Origin of the sequence: Streptomyces sp. NPDC026673 (assembly GCF_040638135.1) — a bacterium.
Taxonomy (GTDB): Bacteria; Actinomycetota; Actinomycetes; order Streptomycetales; family Streptomycetaceae; genus Actinacidiphila.
The window spans coordinates 55,357-76,176 of record NZ_JBEZXR010000038.1; the positions used below are offsets into that span (position 1 = coordinate 55,357).

At 72.9% G+C, this 20,820-nt stretch carries 21 protein-coding genes; 8 read left to right on the top strand and 13 right to left on the bottom strand.

What is annotated here, in order from left to right:
- Nucleotides 1-424: 424 nt before the first annotated feature.
- Entirely contained in the window at nucleotides 425-1,882 is a 1,458-nt protein-coding gene (locus tag AB0F62_RS24655; protein ID WP_361802982.1) for an FG-GAP repeat protein, read from the bottom strand.
- A gap of 114 nt (nucleotides 1,883-1,996) precedes the next feature.
- On the opposite strand from AB0F62_RS24655, the gene AB0F62_RS24660 reads away from it, so the two are divergent.
- Nucleotides 1,997-2,137: a hypothetical protein gene (locus AB0F62_RS24660; protein WP_361802985.1), complete on the top strand. Its 141-nt coding sequence runs from the start codon at nucleotides 1,997-1,999 to the stop codon at nucleotides 2,135-2,137.
- Between the two features lie 230 nt (nucleotides 2,138-2,367).
- On the opposite strand, the gene AB0F62_RS24665 is transcribed toward AB0F62_RS24660, so the two are convergent.
- Nucleotides 2,368-2,574 (bottom strand): hypothetical protein, encoded by a 207-nt coding sequence (locus AB0F62_RS24665; protein WP_361802988.1) that lies wholly within the window; start codon nucleotides 2,572-2,574, stop codon nucleotides 2,368-2,370.
- A 196-nt stretch (nucleotides 2,575-2,770) separates the two neighbouring features.
- Between AB0F62_RS24665 and AB0F62_RS24670 the strand changes: the two genes are divergently transcribed.
- Entirely contained in the window at nucleotides 2,771-3,280 is a 510-nt protein-coding gene (locus AB0F62_RS24670; protein ID WP_361802991.1) for a DUF3592 domain-containing protein, read from the top strand.
- A gap of 152 nt (nucleotides 3,281-3,432) precedes the next feature.
- Here AB0F62_RS24670 and AB0F62_RS24675 read toward each other — a convergent pair whose 3' ends face one another.
- The 3 genes from AB0F62_RS24675 to AB0F62_RS24685 all read right to left on the bottom strand — a co-directional run bounded on the left by AB0F62_RS24675 (nucleotide 3,433) and on the right by AB0F62_RS24685 (nucleotide 6,638).
- The gene (locus tag AB0F62_RS24675; RefSeq protein WP_361802994.1) at nucleotides 3,433-3,609 is read right to left on the bottom strand and encodes a hypothetical protein; all 177 of its coding nucleotides are present in this window, start codon (nucleotides 3,607-3,609) and stop codon (nucleotides 3,433-3,435) included.
- 236 nt (nucleotides 3,610-3,845) lie between these two features.
- Nucleotides 3,846-5,891 (bottom strand): glycosyl hydrolase family 28-related protein, encoded by a 2,046-nt coding sequence (locus tag AB0F62_RS24680; RefSeq protein ID WP_361802997.1) that lies wholly within the window; start codon nucleotides 5,889-5,891, stop codon nucleotides 3,846-3,848.
- Nucleotides 5,892-6,134: 243 nt separating this feature from the next.
- Entirely contained in the window at nucleotides 6,135-6,638 is a 504-nt protein-coding gene (locus AB0F62_RS24685) for a hypothetical protein (RefSeq protein WP_361803000.1), read from the bottom strand.
- 325 nt (nucleotides 6,639-6,963) lie between these two features.
- Between AB0F62_RS24685 and AB0F62_RS24690 the strand changes: the two genes are divergently transcribed.
- Both AB0F62_RS24690 and AB0F62_RS24695 read left to right on the top strand, forming a co-directional pair.
- A complete protein-coding gene (locus AB0F62_RS24690) occupies nucleotides 6,964-7,851 on the top strand; it encodes an LLM class flavin-dependent oxidoreductase (protein WP_361803003.1) in 888 nt (295 codons plus the stop codon).
- Nucleotides 7,848-9,191, top strand: a complete 1,344-nt coding sequence (locus AB0F62_RS24695) for an FAD-binding protein (protein WP_361803006.1) — start codon at nucleotides 7,848-7,850, stop codon at nucleotides 9,189-9,191. Before AB0F62_RS24690 ends, AB0F62_RS24695 begins: the two co-directional genes overlap by 4 nt.
- On the opposite strand, the gene AB0F62_RS24700 is transcribed toward AB0F62_RS24695, so the two are convergent.
- The 6 genes from AB0F62_RS24700 to AB0F62_RS24725 form a co-directional block, all read right to left on the bottom strand.
- Nucleotides 9,178-10,392 (bottom strand): GDSL-type esterase/lipase family protein, encoded by a 1,215-nt coding sequence (locus AB0F62_RS24700; RefSeq protein WP_361803009.1) that lies wholly within the window; start codon nucleotides 10,390-10,392, stop codon nucleotides 9,178-9,180. The genes AB0F62_RS24695 and AB0F62_RS24700 overlap by 14 nt on opposite strands.
- A gap of 95 nt (nucleotides 10,393-10,487) precedes the next feature.
- Nucleotides 10,488-11,462 (bottom strand): zinc-binding dehydrogenase, encoded by a 975-nt coding sequence (locus tag AB0F62_RS24705; RefSeq protein WP_361803012.1) that lies wholly within the window; start codon nucleotides 11,460-11,462, stop codon nucleotides 10,488-10,490.
- Between the two features lie 81 nt (nucleotides 11,463-11,543).
- A complete protein-coding gene (locus tag AB0F62_RS24710; RefSeq protein WP_361803015.1) occupies nucleotides 11,544-11,948 on the bottom strand; it encodes an SHOCT domain-containing protein in 405 nt (134 codons plus the stop codon).
- 55 nt (nucleotides 11,949-12,003) lie between these two features.
- Nucleotides 12,004-12,498 carry a hypothetical protein gene (locus AB0F62_RS24715; RefSeq protein ID WP_361803018.1) on the bottom strand — a complete coding sequence of 165 codons (495 nt, stop codon included), beginning with the start codon at nucleotides 12,496-12,498 and terminating at the stop codon, nucleotides 12,004-12,006.
- Entirely contained in the window at nucleotides 12,495-13,043 is a 549-nt protein-coding gene (locus AB0F62_RS24720) for a GNAT family N-acetyltransferase (protein WP_361803021.1), read from the bottom strand. Before AB0F62_RS24720 ends, AB0F62_RS24715 begins: the two co-directional genes overlap by 4 nt.
- 61 nt (nucleotides 13,044-13,104) lie before the next feature.
- Nucleotides 13,105-13,680 (bottom strand): TerD family protein, encoded by a 576-nt coding sequence (locus AB0F62_RS24725; RefSeq protein WP_361803024.1) that lies wholly within the window; start codon nucleotides 13,678-13,680, stop codon nucleotides 13,105-13,107.
- Nucleotides 13,681-13,839: 159 nt separating this feature from the next.
- On the opposite strand from AB0F62_RS24725, the gene arfB reads away from it, so the two are divergent.
- The gene (gene arfB, locus AB0F62_RS24730) at nucleotides 13,840-14,283 is read left to right on the top strand and encodes an alternative ribosome rescue aminoacyl-tRNA hydrolase ArfB (RefSeq protein ID WP_361803060.1); all 444 of its coding nucleotides are present in this window, start codon (nucleotides 13,840-13,842) and stop codon (nucleotides 14,281-14,283) included.
- 11 nt (nucleotides 14,284-14,294) lie between these two features.
- Here the strand turns inward: arfB and AB0F62_RS24735 are convergent, their stop codons facing one another.
- A complete protein-coding gene (locus AB0F62_RS24735) occupies nucleotides 14,295-14,768 on the bottom strand; it encodes a flavin reductase family protein (RefSeq protein ID WP_361803063.1) in 474 nt (157 codons plus the stop codon).
- A 435-nt stretch (nucleotides 14,769-15,203) separates the two neighbouring features.
- Between AB0F62_RS24735 and cdgB the strand changes: the two genes are divergently transcribed.
- From cdgB to AB0F62_RS24750, 3 genes are all read left to right on the top strand, one after another.
- On the top strand, nucleotides 15,204-16,850 hold the full coding sequence (gene cdgB, locus AB0F62_RS24740; protein ID WP_361803027.1) for a diguanylate cyclase CdgB: 1,647 nt from the start codon (nucleotides 15,204-15,206) through the stop codon (nucleotides 16,848-16,850).
- A gap of 112 nt (nucleotides 16,851-16,962) precedes the next feature.
- A complete protein-coding gene (locus AB0F62_RS24745; protein ID WP_361803030.1) occupies nucleotides 16,963-18,162 on the top strand; it encodes a sensor histidine kinase in 1,200 nt (399 codons plus the stop codon).
- Between the two features lie 60 nt (nucleotides 18,163-18,222).
- The gene (locus AB0F62_RS24750; protein WP_361803033.1) at nucleotides 18,223-18,915 is read left to right on the top strand and encodes a response regulator transcription factor; all 693 of its coding nucleotides are present in this window, start codon (nucleotides 18,223-18,225) and stop codon (nucleotides 18,913-18,915) included.
- Between the two features lie 679 nt (nucleotides 18,916-19,594).
- Here AB0F62_RS24750 and AB0F62_RS24755 read toward each other — a convergent pair.
- A complete protein-coding gene (locus AB0F62_RS24755) occupies nucleotides 19,595-20,728 on the bottom strand; it encodes a beta-eliminating lyase-related protein (RefSeq protein WP_361803036.1) in 1,134 nt (377 codons plus the stop codon).
- Nucleotides 20,729-20,820: the final 92 nt, after the last annotated feature.

A 20,820-nucleotide genomic window follows, 5' to 3' on the forward strand; every position in this document is an offset into this window, starting at 1 on the left:
GGCACCCCAAGGGGAACGTCAGGGGAACGGAAGGCCGTGTAAAGGCCGGGAATGATCCGACAGGGACGGAACGCCCCATCGCCCTGACCAGGCAGAACAGTGAAACCGGGGGAAGATCATCACGCATAGGGGAGACTCTGGGGGCTCTTGTAAAGCGAAGGTCGTCGGTTCGAACCCGACAGGCGGCTCCAGTTGGGAGCAGCGACAACGCCCCGGACCATGATCGGTCCGGGGCGTTCCGCATTTCGCGGGCGGCGTCTGCGGGGCGGTCGCGGACGGTCGAGGCGGCGCCTGGGCAGGCGGTCCCTGCGGCTGGTGGGCTCACGCTGTGTGTCCGATGTCACGTGCGGGAGCGGTGCCACCATGCGCGGCAGAAGGGTGCCCCCGTGTCCAGGGGCACCCTTCCGGCTGTCTGCCCATGGGCTCAGGAGCCCGACATGGCGTCCCCGAACACGGGGTCGTTCCCCGAGTTTCCGATGCCCACGGAAGACGCACCGAAGCTCACCGCGCCAGTGGTCGTGACGCCTCCGGTGGAGCCGCGTAGGACCCACACGGCGCCGTCGTCGCTGTTCTCGCCGGCCGCGCCCACCGACAGATCGGCCCGGCCGTCCTTGTTGTGATCGGCGAGGTGGATGGCATCGCCGAACATGTCCGACGACTCGTTGGCGCCCGGGACACCCGAGGTGCCCTGGTTGAAGGACTGGGCACCGGTCCCCGTCAGGCCGGAGGCGCCGCCGCGCAGCACCCAGACGCTCCCTGTGTGGGTCGCGGAGCCCACGGTCTCGAAGTTCGCGCCGACGGCGAGGTCCGGGTAGCCATCGCCGTTGACGTCGCCCGCGTCGAGTGCGCCACCGAACGAATCGTCGGACTCGTCCGCTCCCGGCACACCGGTGGTGTCCTGGCTGAAGACGGCACTGCGAGTGGTGTCGACGCCCGCCGTACCGCCGTAGAACACGGTGACGTAGCCGCCCTTCGCCGTCTGGTCCATGACGGGGACGAAGTCGGAGCCGACGACCAGGTCGTCGTGCCCGTCGCGGTCGAAGTCGGCCGCGGTGAGCGCGCCCGCGTACCCTGCGCCCACCTCGGTCTGCAGCGTGGGCCCGGTCGAGGCGCCCCGGTAGACGACGTTGCCCGCGGAGGACCCCACCACCAGGTCGTCCGCCCCGTCGTCGTCGAAGTCCCCGGCGGCCAGTTGGACGGCGCCCTTGGGGTAGGCGCCGGACTCGATCTGTGCGTCGAAGCGCAGCTTCCCGGCCGCGCCGCCGGACTTGGTGAAGCCGCCCTTGAAGATCCACACGTCCTTGCCGGTGGAACCGACCGCCAGATCGACCTTGCCGTCACCGGTGAAGTCCCCCACCGCGAGTGACTGGCCGAACCGGTCGTGGCCCGAAGCGTTCGGGTCGCTGATCGTCGTGCCGCCCGACAGGCCGGACGAGCCGCCCCACAGGATTGTGACCGAACCGCCGTCGACGTCGCCGCCGACGTCCTCCAGCGGTGTGCCCACGACCAGATCGCCGTAGCCGTCGTTGTTGAGGTCGCCGTGCGCGAGTTCGGTGCCGAAGCGGTCGGAGGTCTCCGAGGCGCCCGGCACGCCGGAGGAACTCTGCGATGTGGTCTTGTGGCGCGCGGCGCTGATACCGCTCGACGAGCCGTAATTGACGACCACAGCGCCCGCCTTCGCCTTCCCGCCCGCGACAGCACCCGGGGCGCCGGTCGCCAGATCGCGGTAGCCGTCCCCGTTGAAGTCGTCGGCGAGGCCCGAGGCCGCAGCATTCGCGCCGCTGGGCAGGGCGATGAGCAGGCCCCCCGCAAGGGCTGTCGCGAGGGCGGTGGCGCCCAGCACGAGGGGGCGCCGGGAGCGCTTGTGGTGAGGTCTGGGCATGGGTTCCTCTCCAGGGCATGCGTGCGGGCTCAGAGATGACCGCTGGTCAGCTCGAAGGGTTGTATGGGAAAGGAGAGGAGGGGCGGCACTACAGCGGCGAAGTGCCGTGACCGCGTGAACCGCAGGGGCGCACGTCTTCCGCACGGCGACACCCTGCTCGGCATGATCAAGCAGACCCGGGCGCAGTTGACTTACCGGCCCGGCCCCGTGCCGCGGAGTGCGACCGGGCCGAACGACTTCGACGGCCCCGAGTGACGGGTGCCGTGGAGCAACGAAGTGAGGTGCGGCCTATGGCAGCGCATGCCCGCTCGTTGCGCTCGCGTGCGACGGCATGCGGGAGCTCCCGTCCGCCGCGTGCTTCCGGGTCGACTCCGGGTCGACGCGGACCCGGCGTGCCCGACGGGGCGGCGCAGTCCCGGTGACTGTCCCGGCTGCGCTCGCGCGGGAGCGCCCCGCGGCGCCTGGCTGCGGGGCGCCTTGGGGGTCTAGTCGACCTGCTCCCCGTCGTGCGTACCGCCCTTGCAGTAGTTGCCCTCCTCGTTGATCGCGGGCGTTCCGCCGCCTTCCGTGCACTCGGAAGGGGTGACGTAGGACGGAGCGCCCTGTGCGGTGGCGGTGGCGGCGCCTGTGAGGCCGAGTCCGGCGAGGGCTGCCGTGGCGATGACGGTGGCGAGGATTCGTCGACTGCGCATGTGGTTCCCCTTTCACGGATTGCCTCGGTCGGGGCACTAGCCAGCTTGATCTTCACCCATGTGGGTGGCACGTCATGTTGCGCCATTCGGGTGGCGGCGGTCGGTGCTCACCCGGACGTCATCACGGCCGCACGGGGTCTCCCGTACGGCCTCGGGTGCCGCATAGGCTTCGGCCATGGGGGGCAGGGGGGATGTGATGAGCCGAGTGCATGGAGTGCCCGGGTGGAATCCCAAGGCGTTCCCGAACGCGGGTGAGCGGGACACCGAATCAGCCCGGGACCCGCGGGCGCTCCTCGCCGTCGGAGCGCTGCTGCTCGTCGTAGGCGCGTGGGTTCTGGCCACGACGGTGAAGCAGACCGTCGACCAGCGCCACGGTGTGCACACGACGGGGATCATCCGGACGCATGTCCACGGCGCCGGCGACGACCGGCTCTGGGTGAGGTTCACCGCGGTGAATGACGAGGTGACGCACCGGCTCCCGGAGTCCACCGACCCCAGAGGGCTGGACGACGGGGACCGCTTGGCCGTCGTCTACGAGGCGGGCCATCCCGAGAACGTCGTCGCGGAGCGCGACATCGGGACCAAGGCGCTGTTGTTCTCCTCGGGGTTGGCAGCCGTGGGCCTCGCCCTGGTGACCGGCTCGGGCCTGACGCTGCATCGCGCGGCGAGGCGGCGGAAGCGTGTCCGCACCGATCCCGCGGTGTGAGACGGCCGTTCGGCCGCGCCAACCGGGTTCGTGTCCTCTGGGGTTGGGCGCGAGCCGCGGATGCGTCGGTGGCCGGCGGTCCGTCACCCGGTACCGGGCCGGAGGGGTCCCACACGAGTACCCGGCCTCCGGCCTGCGCGTGCGCGCCCCGGTCAACCCCGGCGCTTGTGCACCTGCCACCAGATGATCAGGGCGGCGGCGATCGCCAGCAGTATCACCACGCCCCAGAACGTGATCTGGCCGCCCCAGTAGTGGAAGGAGATGCCGCCTCTGCCGCGGTACCGGCTGCGAGCGAGCAGCAGCGTGCCGGTGGTGAGTGTCGTGTGCATGGCTCAACATGCTCATCGCGTGGAGTCCCGCGCAAGAGAGCCGGGGTTTCGTGACGGACCCGTGACGGCGCGGGTGGCGCGTGCCGGGTGCCCGGGCGGAGCGGGCACACCTGCGAGGTCGGCGGACGGTGACCTCGTTCGTGCCCGCCGCCGTACCGGCGCGGACGTGCGGAACGCCCCGGCCCCTGCTCGGCCGGGGCGTTCGGTGGGCCCCACGGGTCAGGCGCGGACGCCCGTCACCAGGGGGACGGGGCCGGGGGTGCGACGACCGGGGGGCGGTCGTCGCAGGTGATGGTGTTGGGCAGCTCCCACGCGCCCAGCCACGGACCGGTGGTGCCGCCTCCGTCGTTCCCGCCGAGGTCGGTCAGGGAGAACTCGGAGCCGGTCGCGGGGAAGTTGAAGGATCCGCAGTTGTTCACCCCGACCGCGCCGACATGGCGCGCGTCCACGTTCTCGAAGGACGCCGAGCCGGCGACCCGGGCGCTGACGACCGAGGTGCCGGTGCCGTCCACCCGGATGTCCTTGAAGTGCACGTTCGTGATGGAGTACGTGTCCTTCACCGGCCAGTCGGCGACCAGCATGATGGCGTTGTAGGTGTTGTCGAGGAAGTGGTCGCCGGTCACGCGGATGTCGGCGTCGATGTTCCGCTCCAGGGCGTAGAACCAGATCGCGCCGAGGCCGATGTTCCAGTTCAGCTCGTAGGTGCCGGCCCGCACCGTGGTGTTGTCGGTGATCCACAGGTGCCCGGTGAAGGGCTGGGCGCCGAAGCGGGAGCCCACCTGGAGGGCGCTGCCCTCGCGAACGGGGTCGGCGATCAGGTTGGCCGAGACCGTGTTGTCGGTGCCGCCGTAGATCGCGATGCCGTTGGCGAGTACGGGCGTCTGCACGGTGTTGTGGTCGAAGGTGTTGCGCGCGTTGCCGGTCTTCTCCGACCACATGGCCAGGCCGTCGTCGCCGGAGTTGCGGACGACGTTGTTGCGGACGACCGAATCCGTCACGCCGGTGTGGAAGTTGAGGCCGTCGGCGATCTGGTCGGTGATGACGTTGTCCGTGATCCGCAGGTTCGACATCGGGCCGTCGAACCACATGCCCACCTTGGTGTGGTGGATGTACAGGCCCTGGATCGTGGAGTCGCTCATCGCCCCGCCGACCCCGTTCACCTGGTCGGTGTCGATGCGTTCGCGGACGTCGCCCTCGATCGCGAAGCCGGACAGATGGACGTCGCGGCTGCCGCCGTCCGCCGCGTCCTTGCCGTAGAAGCCGACGCCCGTGTGGACGGACCCGTCGGGAAGGGGGGTGTCGAGCGCGACCTCCTTGCCCTTGAAGATCGTGTACCAGCTGCCGGCGCCCTCGATCGTCACGTCGTCCACGATGATGTGCCGGTTGACCTGGTACGTGCCCGGCGGGACATAGACCTTCAGGTGCGCGTGGCGGGCGAAGGCGATCGCCTTGTCCAGGGCCTTGGCGGAGTCCCGGCGTCCGGTCGGGTCGGCGCCGAAGGCGAGGACGTTCGCAGCGAGGAGCGAGACGCGGGGCGGCGCGACCAGGTGCGAGTCGAGCAGGTCGACGGTCGTCGGGACGGCCCCGGCACGCGACGGGACGGTCAGCCGGATCTTGTCGCCCGCCTTGTACGTCCGGCCGAGCAGGAGGCGCTGCTCGTCGTAGAAGTGGTTCGGCCGGAAGGGCTTGGCGATCACCGGCGCCGGGGTGGTCGCGTTGGGGACGCAGCCGCACTCGGTGATCCACCAGTCGTCGTGGAGCAGCCCGGCCCGCGGGTCGTTGGAGAACGGGTACTGGTTGTAGAGCCAGGCGTACTGCGAGGTCAGCGTCATCGTCGTGCGGGCGCGGCCGTTGACCGTCACGTCGAGCGGCGCGGTGATGCCGCCCCCGCCGGGCGCGTCCGGGATGCTGTACCGCACGGTGATCGCGTTGGCGGCGCTCGGCAGCGTGAACTCGACGTACCGGCCGCGCTGGAGGGTCACCGCCTTGCGCCCGGACGCCTCCGCGGGAAGCGTGTAGGCGGTCCGGTCCGGGCCGATGACCTCGCCGTTCGTCGCGGCGTTCTCGGCTTCCTGCTCCACGAACCCCAGGTCGGCGCCGCGTCCGGCGACCAGCGACGGATCCACCGCCCCCCGCGTCACGACGGGCGCGGCCGTCCCCCTCGCGGGCGCGGCACCGGCCTGGGCCGTTCCGACCGGCCCGATGCCGATGCCCACCCCGGCCGCAACCGCGACCACCGCCACGGCTCTTCGCCACGCTCTCCTGCTGCTGCTCCGTGTCATCCCCAGCTCTTCTCTCGTAAGGCGCGACCGCCCGGGACGTTCGAGGCGGAGCGGACGTCGTGAGGTGAGGCGACAGTAAGGACCCGTCAGGCCGCTCCACAAGGCTCTTGCCCGATGTTTTCGGGCTGATGATGAGCAACTGCGGATCTCTGTTTGTTTTTTGCGCGGCTTACGTTGGTCATTGCGAAGGCGGACAGCACGACGCACCCCGGCGCGGCCGGGGTGCGTGGGGTGGGGGTGGTTCTAGTGGGCCCGGTCCGCCCGGTCCGCCCGGTCCGCCCGGTTCGGCCACGGCTGGGGCAGGGGGGACCAGTCGGGCCCGCGGTGGCGCAGCCACCACTCGCCGATGGTGCGGAACTTCTCCTCGAACGCCGGGTCCCGGGCCGGGAAACCGGTGACGGGGGCTCGCAGCCGGGTGAGGCGGCCGTCGCCCTCGCAGATCACTATTCTCCGGAGTCCCATGGAGGACTCGGTCCAGATGCCCTGGACGTCCCCCCAGGAAATCGTCCGGCGGCGCAGGCCGTGCACCACCGCGGACGAGGCGGTGAGCGTCACGCCGTACGGAGCGGACAGAAGCGGCAGCGCCGGCACCGACAGCCACATACCGGCCGGGAACGCGAAACCGACCCCGGGCGACGCCGGGAAGGCGATCTGCTCGACGACCGACAGGACCGTGAGGACGACGGCGGCGGGCAGGGCCGGCATCATCCGCTGGTACCAGGTCAAACGGAAGCGGACGCGCTCCATCGAACTCCCCACCCCGCGCGGTGCGGTCCCGTGCCGCACATGATCGCGGACGCAGCATGTCCGAGCCGGGCACCGCTGTCCAGGGGATCGACCGCCGCGGGCCCTCCGCGGGCGGCGACCTTCCTTGCCCCTGGTCGGGACGCCGGTGCCGCCGGTCGGGACGCCGGTCGGGACCCGGGCCGACACCCGGGCCGACACCCGGGCCGACACCCGGACCGGCGCGGTCCCGGGCCGCTTTCCGCGTGGGGCACGGCAGGCCACTTACCAAAGGTGAGCGGCTAATGCCCTCCTTTGCCGGCGGCCCCGGCCCCCCGACGCTGAAGCCATGGACACCACCGACCGCGCACAGCCGCTCCGCTTCGGCCTGAGCCTCGACCCGGACGCCGGCCGCCTGCCGGAGACGCTGGAACTGGCCGCCGCCGCGGACGCCGCGGGGCTGGACCTGCTCGCCCTGCAGGACCACCCCTACCAGCCGGGGCACCTCGACGCGCTGACGCTGTCCGCCCTGGTCGCCGCCCGCACCTCGCGCATCTCCGTCTTCACCGACGTGGCGGACCTCCGGCTGCGGCCCCCGGTCATGCTGGCCAAGGCCGCCGCGAGCGTGGCCGCGGCGTCCGGGGGCCGGTTCCGGCTCGGCGTCGGCGGCGGCGGGATACCGGAGGCCATCGGCTCGATGGGGGCGCCGCCGATGCCGCCCCGCGAGGTGGTGGCGTACACGGAGGAGTCGTTGCGGATCATGCGGGCGGCCCTGGACGGGGGACCCGTGGCGTACCGCGGCGAGGTGCTCACCGTGCCGGGCTACCAGGCGGGCCCGGTGCCGCCTCGCCCGGTGGAACTGTGGCTCGGCGGGCAGCGACCGCGCATGCTGGCCGTCGCGGGCCGGGCGGCGGACGGCTGGATCTCGCCGCTGAACATCTACGTACCGCCGCGGGAGGTGCCGGAGCGTCAGCGGATCATCGACGAGGCCGCACGCGCCGCGGGACGCGATCCGGCGGGCATCCGCCGCATCTACAACGTGATCGGCGTGATCGGCGGCTCCGGCGCCCCCGGTCTGAACGGCGACGTCGACCGGTGGGCCGACACCCTCGCGGAGTGGGCGACCGAACTGCGCTTCGACACCTTCGTGTTCTGGCCGGTCACCGCGCACCGCCGGCAACTGGAGGTCTTCGCCGGGGAGGTCGTGCCGGCCGTCCGCGAGCGGGTGGCCCGATGACGCCCCGGCCCCGTCCGGGCGTGGTGCCGGCCGCCGCCTTCGCCGTGCCGGCCACCCTGGCGGACCGGACCGTGCTCCCCGGTGACCCCCGCTACCCGCTGCTGAGTTCCACCTACACCGCTGTCGCGCACCCCGCCGCCGTGGTCCTGGTCCGCGGTGCCGGAGATGTCGCGGCCGCCCTCGCGGCGGCCCGTGCGCAGGGTCTGGCCGTCTCCGTGCGCAGCGGCGGCCACGGGCTGTCGGGCCGGTCGTCCAACGACGGAGGCGTCGTCATCGACCTGTCCGCGCTGGACGAGGTCCGGGTCCTGGACCGGGCCGCTCGTCTGGTGCGGGTGGGGGCGGGTGCCCGCTGGGGCTCGGTGGCGTCCGCGCTCGCCCCGTACCGCCTGGCCATCAGCTCGGGCGACCACGGCAACGTCGGGGCCGGTGGGCTGGCGACCGCGGGCGGCATCGGCTGGCTCGCCCGCCTGTACGGCCTCACCGTCGACCGGGTCCGCGCCGTGGAGCTCGTCCTGGCCGACGGGACCGCGCTGCGCGCCGACGCCACGCACCACCCGGACCTGTTCTGGGCGGTGCGCGGGGCGGGCGCGGGCGTGGGGATCGTGACCGCCTTCGAGATCGAGGCGATGGAGCTGGGGGACATCGGCGTGGCCCAGCTCGTCTACGAGGCGGACCCGGGCGGCGCCGCCCTCGCGCAGTGGGCGTCCGCGATGGCCGCGGCCCCGCGCACGCTCACCTCCGCCGCCCTGATCGTGTCCAACGGCCCGGCCCTGGCGCTCTCCGTCACCGCGGCCGTGGCCGACGACGACCCCGACCGGGTACGCGAGGCCCTCGGCCCCCTGCTGACGGGGCGGCACCGCCCGCTGCGGGCCACCGCGCAGATGGCCCCGTACACCGCGCTGGTCTCGACCGCCCACCGGCACCCGAACACCGGGCAGCAGCCCGTGGTCAGCACCAACGCGCTGCTCCCCGCACCGACCCGGGAGGCGGCGCGCGCCGTCATGGCCGTCGCGGGCGACCGGCGCCGGCCGGCCTTCGTCCAGCTGCGCTCGCTCGGCGGCGCGATCAACGACGTCCCGGCCGACGCGACCGCCTACGCCCACCGCACCCAGCAGGTCATGGCGCAGGGCAACCTCTTCCCGCCGCACGGGGCGGAGGACCTGCGCCGGCTGTGGGCACCGGTCCGCGAGCTCGGCACCGGGGGCTATGTGAACTTCGAGAGCGGCACCGGCCCCGACGTCTTCGACCGCGCCTACCCGGGGGCGACCGGCGCGCGGGTACGGGAGACGTGGCTGCGGTACGACCCGGACGGAGTCCTCCGCCCGCTCACCCCCGGCTGACCGGACCGGCACCCGGCTCGCGGCGCTCCGCGAAGGGCCCGCCCGGCCCGAAGGCGATCGCCGCGAAGCGCCGGCCCATCCGCCGGTAGCCGGCGGCGTTGGGGTGCAGGTCGTCGGGCAGGTCGGCGACGTCGCCGGGGCCGAACAGCCGGCGGCCGTCCAGATAGTGCAGGTGCCGGTCGCCGGAGGCGGCACGGGCGGCGACGATGCGGGCCAGCTCGGCCCGGATGACGGTGAGGGTGAGGGCCCCGCCGGGGACGTCGGCCGGGCTGCCCATCGCGACGATCCGCGGGACGGCGGCCGACAGGTCGGGCGCGGTCGGGCCGGGGGTCGTCTCGACGACGGGGCAGCTGATGGGGGACACCACCAGCAGCGGGGTGTCCGGATGCCCGTCCCGGACGGTGTCGAGGAAACCGTGCACGGCCGGGCCGAACGAGCGCAGCCGGAAGGCGTCCCGGTTCACGATGTTGATGCCGAGCTTGAGGCTGATCAGGTCGGCCGGCAGGTCCCGGATGGTCCGCGCGACATAGGGGTCGAGGAGGGCGTTGCCGCCGAGCCCCAGATTGAGCAGTTCGGCCCCGGCCAGGGCCGCGGCGAGGGCGGGCCAGGTGGCGGTCGGGGACTCGGCCGCCGCGCAGTGGCTGATGGAGCTGCCGTGGTGGATCCAGCGGCGCCGGCCGGTCGGGCGCGGCGGCAGCACCTCGGCGTCCGCCCACAGCCCGACCAGCTCGGTGCGGGTCTGCTGCGGCAGCCACAGCTCGATGTCCTTCTCGCCCCCGGGGAGGCCGCCGAACCTGACGCGCCCCGGTGTCCCCGGCTCGCGCCGGGAGGGCTCGGCGAAGAGGTCCGGCTTGTGGAGGACGTCGCCGGGCGGCGCGGCGGCGCTGCCGGCGCGCGCGCCGTCGACGACCAGGTCGACGAGCCCGGCGGGCAGCGGCTCGGAGGTGCCCGCCAGCTGCCACACCGAGGTCAGCACCTCCAGCTCGATCACCCTGGCCGCGGTGCGGAACGCCAGCCGTACGCCGGAGGGCAGGGCGGTCACCTCGTCCATGAAGACGTCCGGGTACTGCGTGCGCGTCCACGCCGGGAGGCGGCGCGGCAGCACTCCGGCCCTCGTCCGTTCCAGGTCGAGCGCGCCGCGGATCTCCACCGGGCCACCGGTCAGCGGGACCGCGTGCAGGGCGTGCGTGGCTGTTGTCACGTTTTCTCCCTGCCCGCGACCTGCCGTCGGCACACGGCCGGGCCGCCGATCCGGCGCCGGGGTACCGGGCGCAGGGGCCAGGCCGCGTGCCCGGGTCAGGGGATCAGGACGACCTTGCCCATCGTCCCGCGGCCCTCCAGGGCCTCGTGCGCGGCGGCGGCGCCGGCCAGCGGGAAGCGCTGCACGGCGGGGGTGAGCCGGCCGGCCGCCCACTCCGCCAGCGCCTGCTCCTCCAGCGTGCGCAGGCCGATCCGGAGCATGGGGGGACCCAGGACGACCTCGGAGGTGATGCCGCGGGCGGCCAGTTCCCGGGCCGTGAACTCCAGCGGCCCGCCGGACGTCCAGCCGTACACCACATGCCGCCCGCCCGGGCCCAGCAGCCCCACCGCCCCCCGGCCCAGGTCGCCGCCGACCGCGTCGAGGACGACCGTGCCGGGCCGGCCGTCCAGGGCCTCCCGGGCCCGGTCCGGCCAGCCGTCCGCGGAGTAGTCGACGGCGGCGTCCGCGCCCAGCTCCAGCACCCGCGCGGTCTTGACCGGCCCGCCCGCCAGGCCGAGGACCCGGGCGCCGGCGTTCCGGGCGGCCTGCACCAGCAGGCTGCCCAGGCCGCCCGCCGCCGCGGTGACGACGGCCGTGTCGTCCGGGCCGAGCGGTATCTGCCGCAGGATGCCCAGGGCGGTGCGGCCGGTGCCGATCATGGCGACGGCCTCCGCGGCGTCCCGGCCGTCCGGCAGGACGTGGAGCCTCTCGACGGCGGTGACGGCGAGTTCGGCGTAACCGCCCGGCACCGTGCCCAGGTGGGCGACGACAGGCCGGCCGAGCCACTCGGGGCCGACGCCCTCCCCGACCGCCTCCACGGTGCCGGCGATCTCGCGGCCGGGGATCGTGGGCAGTTCCGGCAGCGGATAGGGGCCCTTGGGGTCGCCCGAGCGGATGGCGGTGTCGATCACGTGGACGCCGGCGGCCGCGACGGCGACGCGTACCTCGCCGGGGCCGGGTACCGGGTCCTCGGCCTTCTCGTACCGCAGGTTCCCGGCCGGGCCGAACGCGTGGAGACGGATGGCGTGCATGGTGTTTCCCCCTGGACACGACGACAGTGGGCGGTCGGATGATCCGCACCGCCCACTGTTCAACCTCAAGCGGGGTTGAGGTCAAGCGAGGAGTTTCGCCTTCGCCTTGGCGTACTCGTCCTCGGTGATGTGGCCCTGGCTCTTGAGTTCGGCGAGCTTGGCCAGCTGGTCGACGTTGCCGCCGGCCGCTCCGCCCTCGCCCGAGGCGGCCTCGCGCACATACTGCTTGAAGGCCGCGTCCATTTCCTTCGCCTGCTTCTGGTCGCGCTCGGCCATGCCCTTGCCCCTGGCGATGATGTAGATCAGCACGCCGATGAAGGGCAGGAAGATCAACAGGATGATCCAGCCGGCCTTGGCCCACCCGCCGACCGTGTGGTCACGGAAGAGGTCGCCGATGATCCGGAAGAGCAGGAAGAACCACAGCACCCAGCAGAAGATCAGGAGCATGGTCCAGAACAGGTTCAGCAACGGGTAGTTGTCGTCCATGCCCCAAGTGGACGGCGGCCGAACGGGTCGCGCACCCGGGATTGCGCCGTTCGGGCTACACGCGCGGGAAGCGCGCCGCCAGGTCCCAGATCACGGGGTTGGCGTCCAGGCCGTCGTGCATGTCGGTGAGGTCGGCGATCAGGTCGTGCAGGAAGTCGCGGGCCTCGCGGCGCAGCTCGGCGTGGGCGAGGGCGAGCGGCCGGTCGTCCGGGGCCCAGTCGGCGGAGACGTCCACGAAGCCGAAGCGGCGCTGGAAGCGGAGCCGGTCGGTGGACTCGGTGAAGTCGAGCTCGGCGTACTGCGGGCGGGCCGCGCGGCTGCCGAGCGGGTCGCGGTCCAGCTGCTCGACGATGTCGCACAGCGCCCACGCGAAGTCGAGGACCGGCACCCATCCCCAGGCTGTGGACAGTTCGCGGTCGGCCGTCACGTCCGCCAGGTAGACGTCCCCGCAGAACAGGTCGTGGCGCAGCGCCCGCACGTCCGCGGTGCGGTAGTCGGTCTGCGGGGGGTCGGGGAAGCGGCGGGAGAGCGAGTAGCCGAGGTCGATCACCCGCCGATGGTACGCGGCGGCCCCGGCGGCAGGTCCTTGTGCAGGACGGAGCAGGGACGGCCCATCTGCCGGTCCTCGCGGTGGTCGATCACCCGGTAGCCGAGCGCCCGCCAGAACGCGAGCGCGCCCGGGTTGGCGTCGAGCACGGCAAGGCGCACGCCGTCGCGGCCTCCCGCGCGCAGCCGCTCCTCGACCAGGCCCGCGAGTTCGCGTCCCACGCCCGTCCGCCGCCGGCCGCCGTCCACCATCAGCAGGCCGATCCAGGGGTAGGGGTCGAGGGGGTCCGGGTGCTCGGCGAGGGTGACGGCGATCCCGGCGAGTCCGCCGTCCGCGTCGTCGCGGGCGAGCAGCACCTCCGCGGCGGGGTGGGCCAGTTCCGCGTTGACGCTGCTCTCGACCTGCTCGGCGGTGACGTTCTCGGGGTCGGGGAAGTCCCCGGTGGCGCGGTGGAAGGCGGGAGCGGAGGCGTACAGCGCCGTCAGCTCGGCGAGGACGCCGGGCGGGAGGGAGCCGTCCACCGGGACGAGGGGTTCGAGCAGCAGCATGCCCCGCACGCTAGTCGCGTGCGGGGCATGAGGCGCCTCGTCGAGTGAGGCCCCGGATGCGTCAGAGGCCCACGCCGAAGTCGGTGGCGATGCCGGCGAGGCCGGCGGCGTAGCCCTGGCCGACCGCGCGGAACTTCCACTCGGCACCGTTGCGGTACAGCTCGCCGAAGACCATGGCGGTCTCGGTGGCCGCGTCCTCGCTGAGGTCGTAGCGGGCGATCTCGGCGCCGCCGGCCTGGTTGAGGATGCGGATGTAGGCGTTGCGCACCTGCCCGAAGTTCTGGCTGCGGGAGTCCGCGTCGTAGATGGAGACGGGGAAGACGATGCGCTCGATGTCGGCGGGCAGCCCCGCCAGGTTGACGTTGATCGCCTCGTCGTCGCCCGCGCCCTCGCCGGTGCGGTTGTCGCCCGTGTGGACGATGCTCTGGTCCGGCGTCTGCTTGTTGTTGAAGAAGACGAAGTAGGCGTCGGCGTAGACCTTGCCGCTCGGGTTGAGCGCGATGGCGCTCGCGTCGAGGTCGAAGTCGGTGCCGGTGGTGGTGCGAACGTCCCAGCCCAGGCCCACCGTGACGGCCGTCAGGCCCGGCGCTTCCTTGGTGAGCGAGACGTTGCCGCCCTTCGACAGGCTTACAGCCATGGGAGTCCCCTCCGTGATGTCGGTCATTCGTGCCGACGTCGACGCTACCTTCACGGGGGAGAACGCGGTGAGAGGCCGGCATGGTTCCTTTGCGGCGAAAACCGTGTCCCGGACCATGTCCCGGAAAATCCTGTGACGCCGGAGGCCGTCGGCGGGATCATGGGAGGCATGTCATGGCCGCCCCCACTCGTCGTCCGCGGTTCGGTCTCCATACCGGAGTCCGAGCTCATGTGGCGTTTCTCCCGGTCGTCCGGACCGGGCGGCCAGCACGTCAACACCTCCGACAGCCAGGTCGAGCTCCGATTCGATCTCGCCAATTCCGCGTCGCTGCCGCCGGTGTGGAAGCAGCGCGCCCTGGAGCGGCTCGCCTCCCGCCTCGTGGGCGGTGTCCTGGTCGTACGGGCCTCGGAGCACCGCTCGCAGTGGCGCAACCGGGAGACGGCGATGACGCGTCTGGCGGCACTGCTCGCCGAGGCGACGGCGCCGCCGCCCAAGGTGCGCCGGCCCACGAAGATCCCGCGTGGGATCAACGAGCGGCGGCTGCGGGAGAAGAAGCGCCGCGGCGACACCAAGCGCGGACGCGACCCGCGCGGCTGGGCCTGAGCGTCCCGGCGTCAGCTCAGGTGCCGGTAGCGGCCCCGGAAGTACACCAGGGGCGCGCCGTCCGCGCTGGGGACGCGGGCGGTCAGCACGCGGGCGATGACGAGCGTGTGGTCACCGGCCGCCACGCGCTGCTCGGTCTCGCACTCGAGTACGGCCAGGCCGCCGCCGAGGATGGGCGCACCCGAGACCTCGCCGCGGTAGTAGGGGACGTCCTCGAAGAGCAGCCGGTCGCTGATGCGGCCGCGCATGGCGAAGCGTCCGGCGATGTGCCGCTGGCTCTCGCTCAGCACGGACACGGCCCAACGCGACCGGCGCTCCAGCAGGTCGTCCATGCGGGACCCCTCGCGCAGGCTCACCATCACCAGGGGCGGCTCCAGGGAGACCGAGACGAAGGCGGTCGCGGTCATGCCGACGTCCTCGCCCCGCGGGCCGTCCTCGGGGTCGTGGGCGGTCACGAGGACGACGCCCGCGGCGAGGCGGCTCATGGCGGCGCGGAAGGCTTCGGCGTCCACGTCCGGGGGCGGTGGCTCGGAACCGTCGGGCACGGTCCCAGGATGAGGGATCGGAGAGGCGGAGGTGATTGACTGTGACACGCCCCGACGCTAGCCGGACAGGCGCACCACCCGCATCGGACTTCGGATCGAGCCAGGTCCTAGGACTCCCGGCCGCCCCCGGTTCCGGTCGCACACCCCCCGCTCACCTGCTCGATTGTGTTCAATGGGTGAAGGCGGACCACCGGCCTGCTCTACGCTGCGTGATCGGAACACGACAATCAGATGTGACTTGAGTCACAAGGGGCATGAATTGTTGACCCTGTGTACCGGTCGAACTGCTCGCTGTGATTCAGTTGCGGTGGGAATTGGACCACAACGGACCACAAGCAGTCTCAGGAGTTGTCGTCGAGGGCCCGGGGAGAGCGCATGGACACCGAGTCGGAGCCGTATGTCCGCCTCGCGACCCTGCGCCAGGTGCACCAGGTCGTGGCGGACCTCAACTGCGCACGGAGCCTCGCCGACACCTTGCAGGCCGTGGCCGACGGCGTCGTCAAGGGTCTCGGTTTCGAGCTGGCCGTGGTCAACCTCGTCCGGCCGGACGGTGACCTGGTCGTCGCGGCCGTCGCCGGGAGCGCCGCCGCCGAAGCCCTGATGGCCGGGCGGGTCGGCTCGCGCGCCTCCTGGGAGCGCCGGCTCACCATGGGGGAGCGCTGGGGCACCCTGCGCTTCATTCCGCACCACGAGGGCTGGGTCCTGGACGGCGACGACGTCCCCAGCTGGCCCGGCGACGGCCCGCCGCCGCGCTTCCCCGACGAATGGCACCCCGAGGACCGGCTCCTGGCGCCCATGTACGCCAACCCGACCGGCGGCGGCGAGCTGATCGGCGTCATATCCGTCGACCGGCCGGTGGGCGGACGGCGGCCCGGCCCGTGGGGCCGCGAGGCGCTGCAGATGTACGCCTTCCAGTCCGCCATCGCCATCAGCAACGCGCGTCTACGTGCAAATATGCAACGCGCCCTGGTCCGTCTGGAACGCGAGCAGCAGGCCCTGCGGGCCAGCGAGGAGAGCTTCCGGCAGGCCTTCGAGTACGCCCCCAGCGGCATGGCCATCGCCGAGATGGGCGGCGACCAGCACGGCAAGCTCGTCCGCACCAATGACGCGCTGTGCCGGCTGCTCGGCCGCCCGGCCGCCGTGCTGCGCCGCTACTCCTTCTCCGACCTCGTCCACCCCGAGGACGTCGGCGTCCTGCTGCGCACCAGTGCCGAGGGCGGCCGCGCCGAACTGCGGCTGCAGCGCCGCGACGGCTCGTACCTGTGGGTGAGCCTGCGCAACTCCGTGGTCGCCGACACCGCCGACGGGCCGCGCTTCCTGCTCACCCACGTCGAGGACATCGAGGAACGCAAGGGCCGCGAGCTCGCCCTCGCCCACCGCGCCAGCCACGACTCGCTCACCGGCCTGCCCAACAGCGCCGAACTGCGCGCCCGGCTCTCCGGCAAGATCTGCGCCCGCCCCCAGGCCCCCGACGCCGACGGCCACACGGCCGCCCACGCGGGCGGCGACGAGTTCGCCTACACCTACGACTACGACCCGGTCGAGCGCGGCGCCCCGCCGGCGGGCTTCGACCACCACACCCACACCGTCGCCCCGTCCGACGAGGGCGAGGGGGGCAAGGGCCTGGCCGTGCTCTTCTGCGACCTGGACGGCTTCAAGTCGATCAACGACCGCTTCGGCCACCACACCGGCGACGCCGTGCTCATCGAGGTCGCCCGCCGCCTCACCAGCGCCGTACGGGACGGCGACACGGTGGCCCGGCTCGGCGGCGACGAGTTCGTCGTCCTCGCCGACGGCCTCGGCCGGGAGGACGCCGAGGACCTCGCGGTGCGGCTGCGCAACGCGATCATCCCGCCGATCCGCTTCGAGGGCCGCGCGGTCCGGGTCGGCGCCAGTTTCGGCATCGGCTGGGCCGGCTGCGGCATGACCGCGGACGAGGTGCTGCAATCCGCGGACCAGCGCATGTACATCGAGAAGCGCTCCCGCAACGGCACCCGAAGCCACCGCCGCGCCGCGGGCTGACCGCCGCGCGCGCCTCCTCCTTCGCGGAGGGGGCGCCTCCAACCTGGGGAGTACCCGGGATCGCTCTGCCGGTTGACTCCTGCACGCATCTCGGGTGCCTACGCTGGGTTACGTGCAGCGTCTCTACGACTTCCTCCGCAGGCACCCGACCGCGGTCGACACCTTCTGGGCCGTCGTCCTGCTCGGGTTCTCCGGCCTGTGGATCGCGGCGACGGAGCTGCGGGCCGGGGGGTCGGTCGCCGCGGTGCCGCTGGCGTTCGCGCTGTCCACCGTGGTCGCGCTGCGCCGCCGCATGCCGGAGAAGATGCTGCTGCTGGCGATCGCCGTCGGCGTGACCCAGCTGATCGTCGACGTCGAGGTCAACCCCGGCGACTTCGCCATGCTGGTGATCATCTACACCGTCGCCGCCAACGGCGCCCGCTGGGCCTCCCGGCTCGGCCTGGGCGTGGGGCTGGTGGCCTCGACCATCGCCACCCTGCGCTGGCCCAACGAGGGCGAGGAGACGGGCCAGTGGGCCAACGCCGTCGCCGCCTTCTTCCTCGCCGTCCCCTTCCTGCTGGCCTGGGTGATCGGCGACAGCCTCCGCACCCGCCGCGCCTACTACGCCGAACTGGAGGAACGCGCCGCCCGGTTGCAACGCGAGCGCGAGGCGCAGTCCAAGGCCGCCGTCGCCGCCGAACGCGCCCGTATCGCCCGCGAACTGCACGACGTCGTCGCCCACAACGTCTCCGTCATGGTCGTCCAGGCCGACGGCGCCGCCTATGTGCTGGACGCCTCCCCGGAGCAGGCCAAACAGGCCCTGGAGACCATCTCCACCACCGGTCGCCAGGCGCTCACCGAGATGCGCCGCCTGCTCGGGGTGCTGCGCGCGGGCGACGACGGCGGCGGCGAGTACGTGCCGCAGCCCGGGGTCGACCAGCTCACCGACCTCATAGAGCAGGTCCGGGGTGCCGGCCTCCCGGTCGCCTTCGAGGTCGAGGGCGAGTCCCGGCCACTGGCCAGCGGCGTCGAACTCACCGCGTACCGCATCGTGCAGGAGGCGCTCACCAACACCCGCAAGCACGGCGGCCCCGAGGCCCGCGCCAAGGTGCGGCTCACCTTCGGCGACAGCGATCTCAGCCTGCTCATCGAGGACGACGGCCGCGGCGCCCAGCAGGAGCTCTACGAGGGCGGCGGCGAGGACGGCCAGGGCCAGGGCCTCATCGGCATGCGCGAACGGGTCGGCATGGTGAGCGGCACCCTCGACGCCGGACCGCGCCCCGGCGGCGGCTTCCGCATCAACGCGGTGCTCCCGGTGAAGACCGCGCGCTAGCCGGTCCGTGCCGGGGCGCGGCGACAGACACGACAGGAAAAGGGAAAGAGGACCGGACCCATGGCGATCCGCGTGATGCTCGTCGACGACCAGGTGCTGCTGCGCACCGGCTTCCGCATGGTGCTGCAGGCGCAGCCCGACATGGAGGTCGTCGCCGAGGCGGGCGACGGCGCGGAGGCCGTCGAGATCCTCCGCACCACCCCGGTGGACGTGGTCCTCATGGACGTCCGCATGCCGCGCCTGGACGGCGTGGAGGCCACCCGCCAGATCTGCGGCGCCCCGGACCGCACGCCCGACGACGGCGGCCCGCGCGTGCTCATCCTGACCACCTTCGACCTCGACGAGTACGCCTTCTCCGCCCTCAAGGCGGGCGCGAGCGGCTTCATGCTCAAGGACGTTCCGCCGGACGAGCTGCTCACGGCGATCCGCGCCGTCCACAGCGGCGACGCGGTCGTCGCCCCGAGCACCACCCGGCGCCTGCTCGACCGCTTCACGCCGCTGCTGCCGAGCGCGAAGCAGCCGACGCACAAGGAGCTGGATCGGCTGACGGACCGCGAGCGGGAGGTGCTGCTGCTGGTCGCCCAGGGGCTGTCCAACGGGGAGATCGCGGCGAAGCTGGTGCTCAGCGAGGCGACGGTGAAGACGCACGTGGGGCGCATCTTGACGAAGCTGGATTTGCGGGACCGGGTGCAGGCGGTGGTGCTCGCGTACGAGACGGGGCTTGTGCGGGCGGGGGGTGGCGGCGCGGCCTGAGCGTTCCGCGGGCCCGGGTTGTTGTGTGCGGGTGCGTTGTGGTTGCGGTTGGGGGTCCCCCGCCCTCCCGCCCTCCCCCAGCCTTCGGCCGGGGGGACCCCCACCAACGCTCGCGGTTTACGCCGACATCATTCGGCGCCGGGTCCGCCGCTCGTCTCCCCCCAGCCTTCGGCCGGGGGGAGCACCCCGCCACACCCCCTCCGGTCGTTGGCGCGCACGACGGCCGGAGGGGGTCAGCAAGGCACTCGCGGCGACCCCGAACCGCTTGCCTACCCCCTGCGTCCGCCAGTTACCGCTGGGCGGTGCGCCCTTGGGGTGCCTGACCCGGTGGGGGTCGGCTAGGCAACCGGGGCGCCCCCGGACCGCCCACTTACCCCCCTCCGGGGATCAGGCGCGCTACGAGAGGGAGGGGGTGGGGTCGTAGGGGTGGGCGTTCTGGACACTGGGCGTATTTGTGTGCGGCACCCGGGGTGACCAGGGAAAGTGCCCGTCACGCACGTAAATATGCGTCCAGAATGCCCAGCCCCGGAGGCCCCGCACCCGGCCCACCCTCACACGCGCGAGGCGGTGCCTGACCGCGCCGGGCAATCGGGAGGGCGGGCGGGGGACAGCCCGCCGCAGGCGCAAACGACCCGCACACAAACGCCGGGCCGCACACGACAACCCGGCCCGGCACAACTCACGCGGCCCCGCGCACGGCCCCCACGAACCGCAGGAAGTCCGCGACAGCGTCCCCCACGGCCCCCGGGTCCCACTCAAGCGCGGACGCCCCCACCGTGACCTCCGTCATCCCCACCCCCGGCACTTCCCCTCCGCTCCAGCGGCCGAACAGCGCCGTCTTCGTCTCCTCCGCCTGCCGCACCGCGGCCTCGTTCAGGACGTCCGGGGACTCCGCGAGCCACACCTGGAACTGGTGCGTGTGCGGGATCTCCGGGTGCACCCGGACCCAGCCCGCCCCCGCCGCGAGTGCGTCCCGCAGCGCCGCCGCGACGACCTTGGCGTGCGCCACGTACTCCGGCAGGCGCGGCAGCTCGTGGTCGAGCCCGTCGAGCGCCGCCAGCACCGCAGGCCACTGCTGGAAGACGAGCCCGCCGTAACGGTGCCGCCAGGTGCGGGCCTCCGCGGCCAGGTCGGCGGGGCCGGCCAAGGCGGCGCCGGAGATGCCGCCGAGGGACTTGTAGAAGGAGACGTACACGCTGTCGGCGAGCCCCGCGATCTCCTCCAGCGGCTGCCCGAAGTGCGGCGGGCACTCCCACAGCCGGGCGCCGTCGAAGTGGACGACGGCGTCGCGCTCGCGTGCCGCGGCCACGGTGGCGGTGAGTTTGTCCCAGGTGGGGAGGACGAATCCGGCGTCGCGGAGCGGCAGCTCCAGCATGAGCGTGCCGAAGGGCTCGTCCATGCCGCGCACCTCGTCCGCGTCGGGTATGCGGCGGGCCGTGGTGGGGTGGACGGTCCGCAGCCCGCTCAGCGCGGACAGCGCGCCGCGCTCGTGCACCTCGGGGTGGGCCAGCGGGTGCAGCGCGACGACCGGGTTGCCGGTGCGTCCCGCCCAGCAGCGCAGGGCGACCTGCTGGGCCGTGGTCCCGGTGGGGAACCAGACGGCCTCCTCCGTGCCGAGCAGCCCGGCCACCCGGTGCTCCAGCTCGGCGACGATCCCGTCGCCGTACATGTCCGGCGGGCCGTCGAGGCCGTCCCGTCCGGCCAGCCCGGCCAGCCGTTCGCGCATCGTGGGGGGCTTCCCGTGGGACAGCACGCGGTCGCAGGAGCGTACGGCGGCGATGCGCCGCGCCTTCTCGTCATCGGCAGAGGTCATGCACCGATCCTGCCGCCCCGGAGGGCGCCGGGAAACATTCGCGTAGCATTGACGAGAACGTCCGGTACCCCCGTGAGGACTGGAACGGAAGG

Coding starts and splice junctions, on each gene's coding strand:
- AB0F62_RS24670 (WP_361802991.1), top strand. CDS start 2,771: ATGAGCCGAGTGCATGGAGTGCCCGGGTGGAATCCCAAGGCGTTCCCG.
- AB0F62_RS24685 (WP_361803000.1), bottom strand. CDS start 6,638: ATGGAGCGCGTCCGCTTCCGTTTGACCTGGTACCAGCGGATGATGCCG.
- AB0F62_RS24695 (WP_361803006.1), top strand. CDS start 7,848: ATGACGCCCCGGCCCCGTCCGGGCGTGGTGCCGGCCGCCGCCTTCGCC.
- AB0F62_RS24725 (WP_361803024.1), bottom strand. CDS start 13,680: ATGGCTGTAAGCCTGTCGAAGGGCGGCAACGTCTCGCTCACCAAGGAA.
- AB0F62_RS24675 (WP_361802994.1), bottom strand. CDS start 3,609: ATGCACACGACACTCACCACCGGCACGCTGCTGCTCGCTCGCAGCCGG.
- AB0F62_RS24655 (WP_361802982.1), bottom strand. CDS start 1,882: ATGCCCAGACCTCACCACAAGCGCTCCCGGCGCCCCCTCGTGCTGGGC.
- AB0F62_RS24750 (WP_361803033.1), top strand. CDS start 18,223: ATGGCGATCCGCGTGATGCTCGTCGACGACCAGGTGCTGCTGCGCACC.
- cdgB (WP_361803027.1), top strand. CDS start 15,204: ATGGACACCGAGTCGGAGCCGTATGTCCGCCTCGCGACCCTGCGCCAG.
- AB0F62_RS24665 (WP_361802988.1), bottom strand. CDS start 2,574: ATGCGCAGTCGACGAATCCTCGCCACCGTCATCGCCACGGCAGCCCTC.
- AB0F62_RS24690 (WP_361803003.1), top strand. CDS start 6,964: ATGGACACCACCGACCGCGCACAGCCGCTCCGCTTCGGCCTGAGCCTC.
- AB0F62_RS24710 (WP_361803015.1), bottom strand. CDS start 11,948: ATGGACGACAACTACCCGTTGCTGAACCTGTTCTGGACCATGCTCCTG.
- AB0F62_RS24755 (WP_361803036.1), bottom strand. CDS start 20,728: ATGACCTCTGCCGATGACGAGAAGGCGCGGCGCATCGCCGCCGTACGC.
- AB0F62_RS24720 (WP_361803021.1), bottom strand. CDS start 13,043: ATGCTGCTGCTCGAACCCCTCGTCCCGGTGGACGGCTCCCTCCCGCCC.
- AB0F62_RS24735 (WP_361803063.1), bottom strand. CDS start 14,768: ATGAGCCGCCTCGCCGCGGGCGTCGTCCTCGTGACCGCCCACGACCCC.
- arfB (WP_361803060.1), top strand. CDS start 13,840: ATGGGAGGCATGTCATGGCCGCCCCCACTCGTCGTCCGCGGTTCGGTC.
- AB0F62_RS24680 (WP_361802997.1), bottom strand. CDS start 5,891: ATGACACGGAGCAGCAGCAGGAGAGCGTGGCGAAGAGCCGTGGCGGTG.
- AB0F62_RS24705 (WP_361803012.1), bottom strand. CDS start 11,462: ATGCACGCCATCCGTCTCCACGCGTTCGGCCCGGCCGGGAACCTGCGG.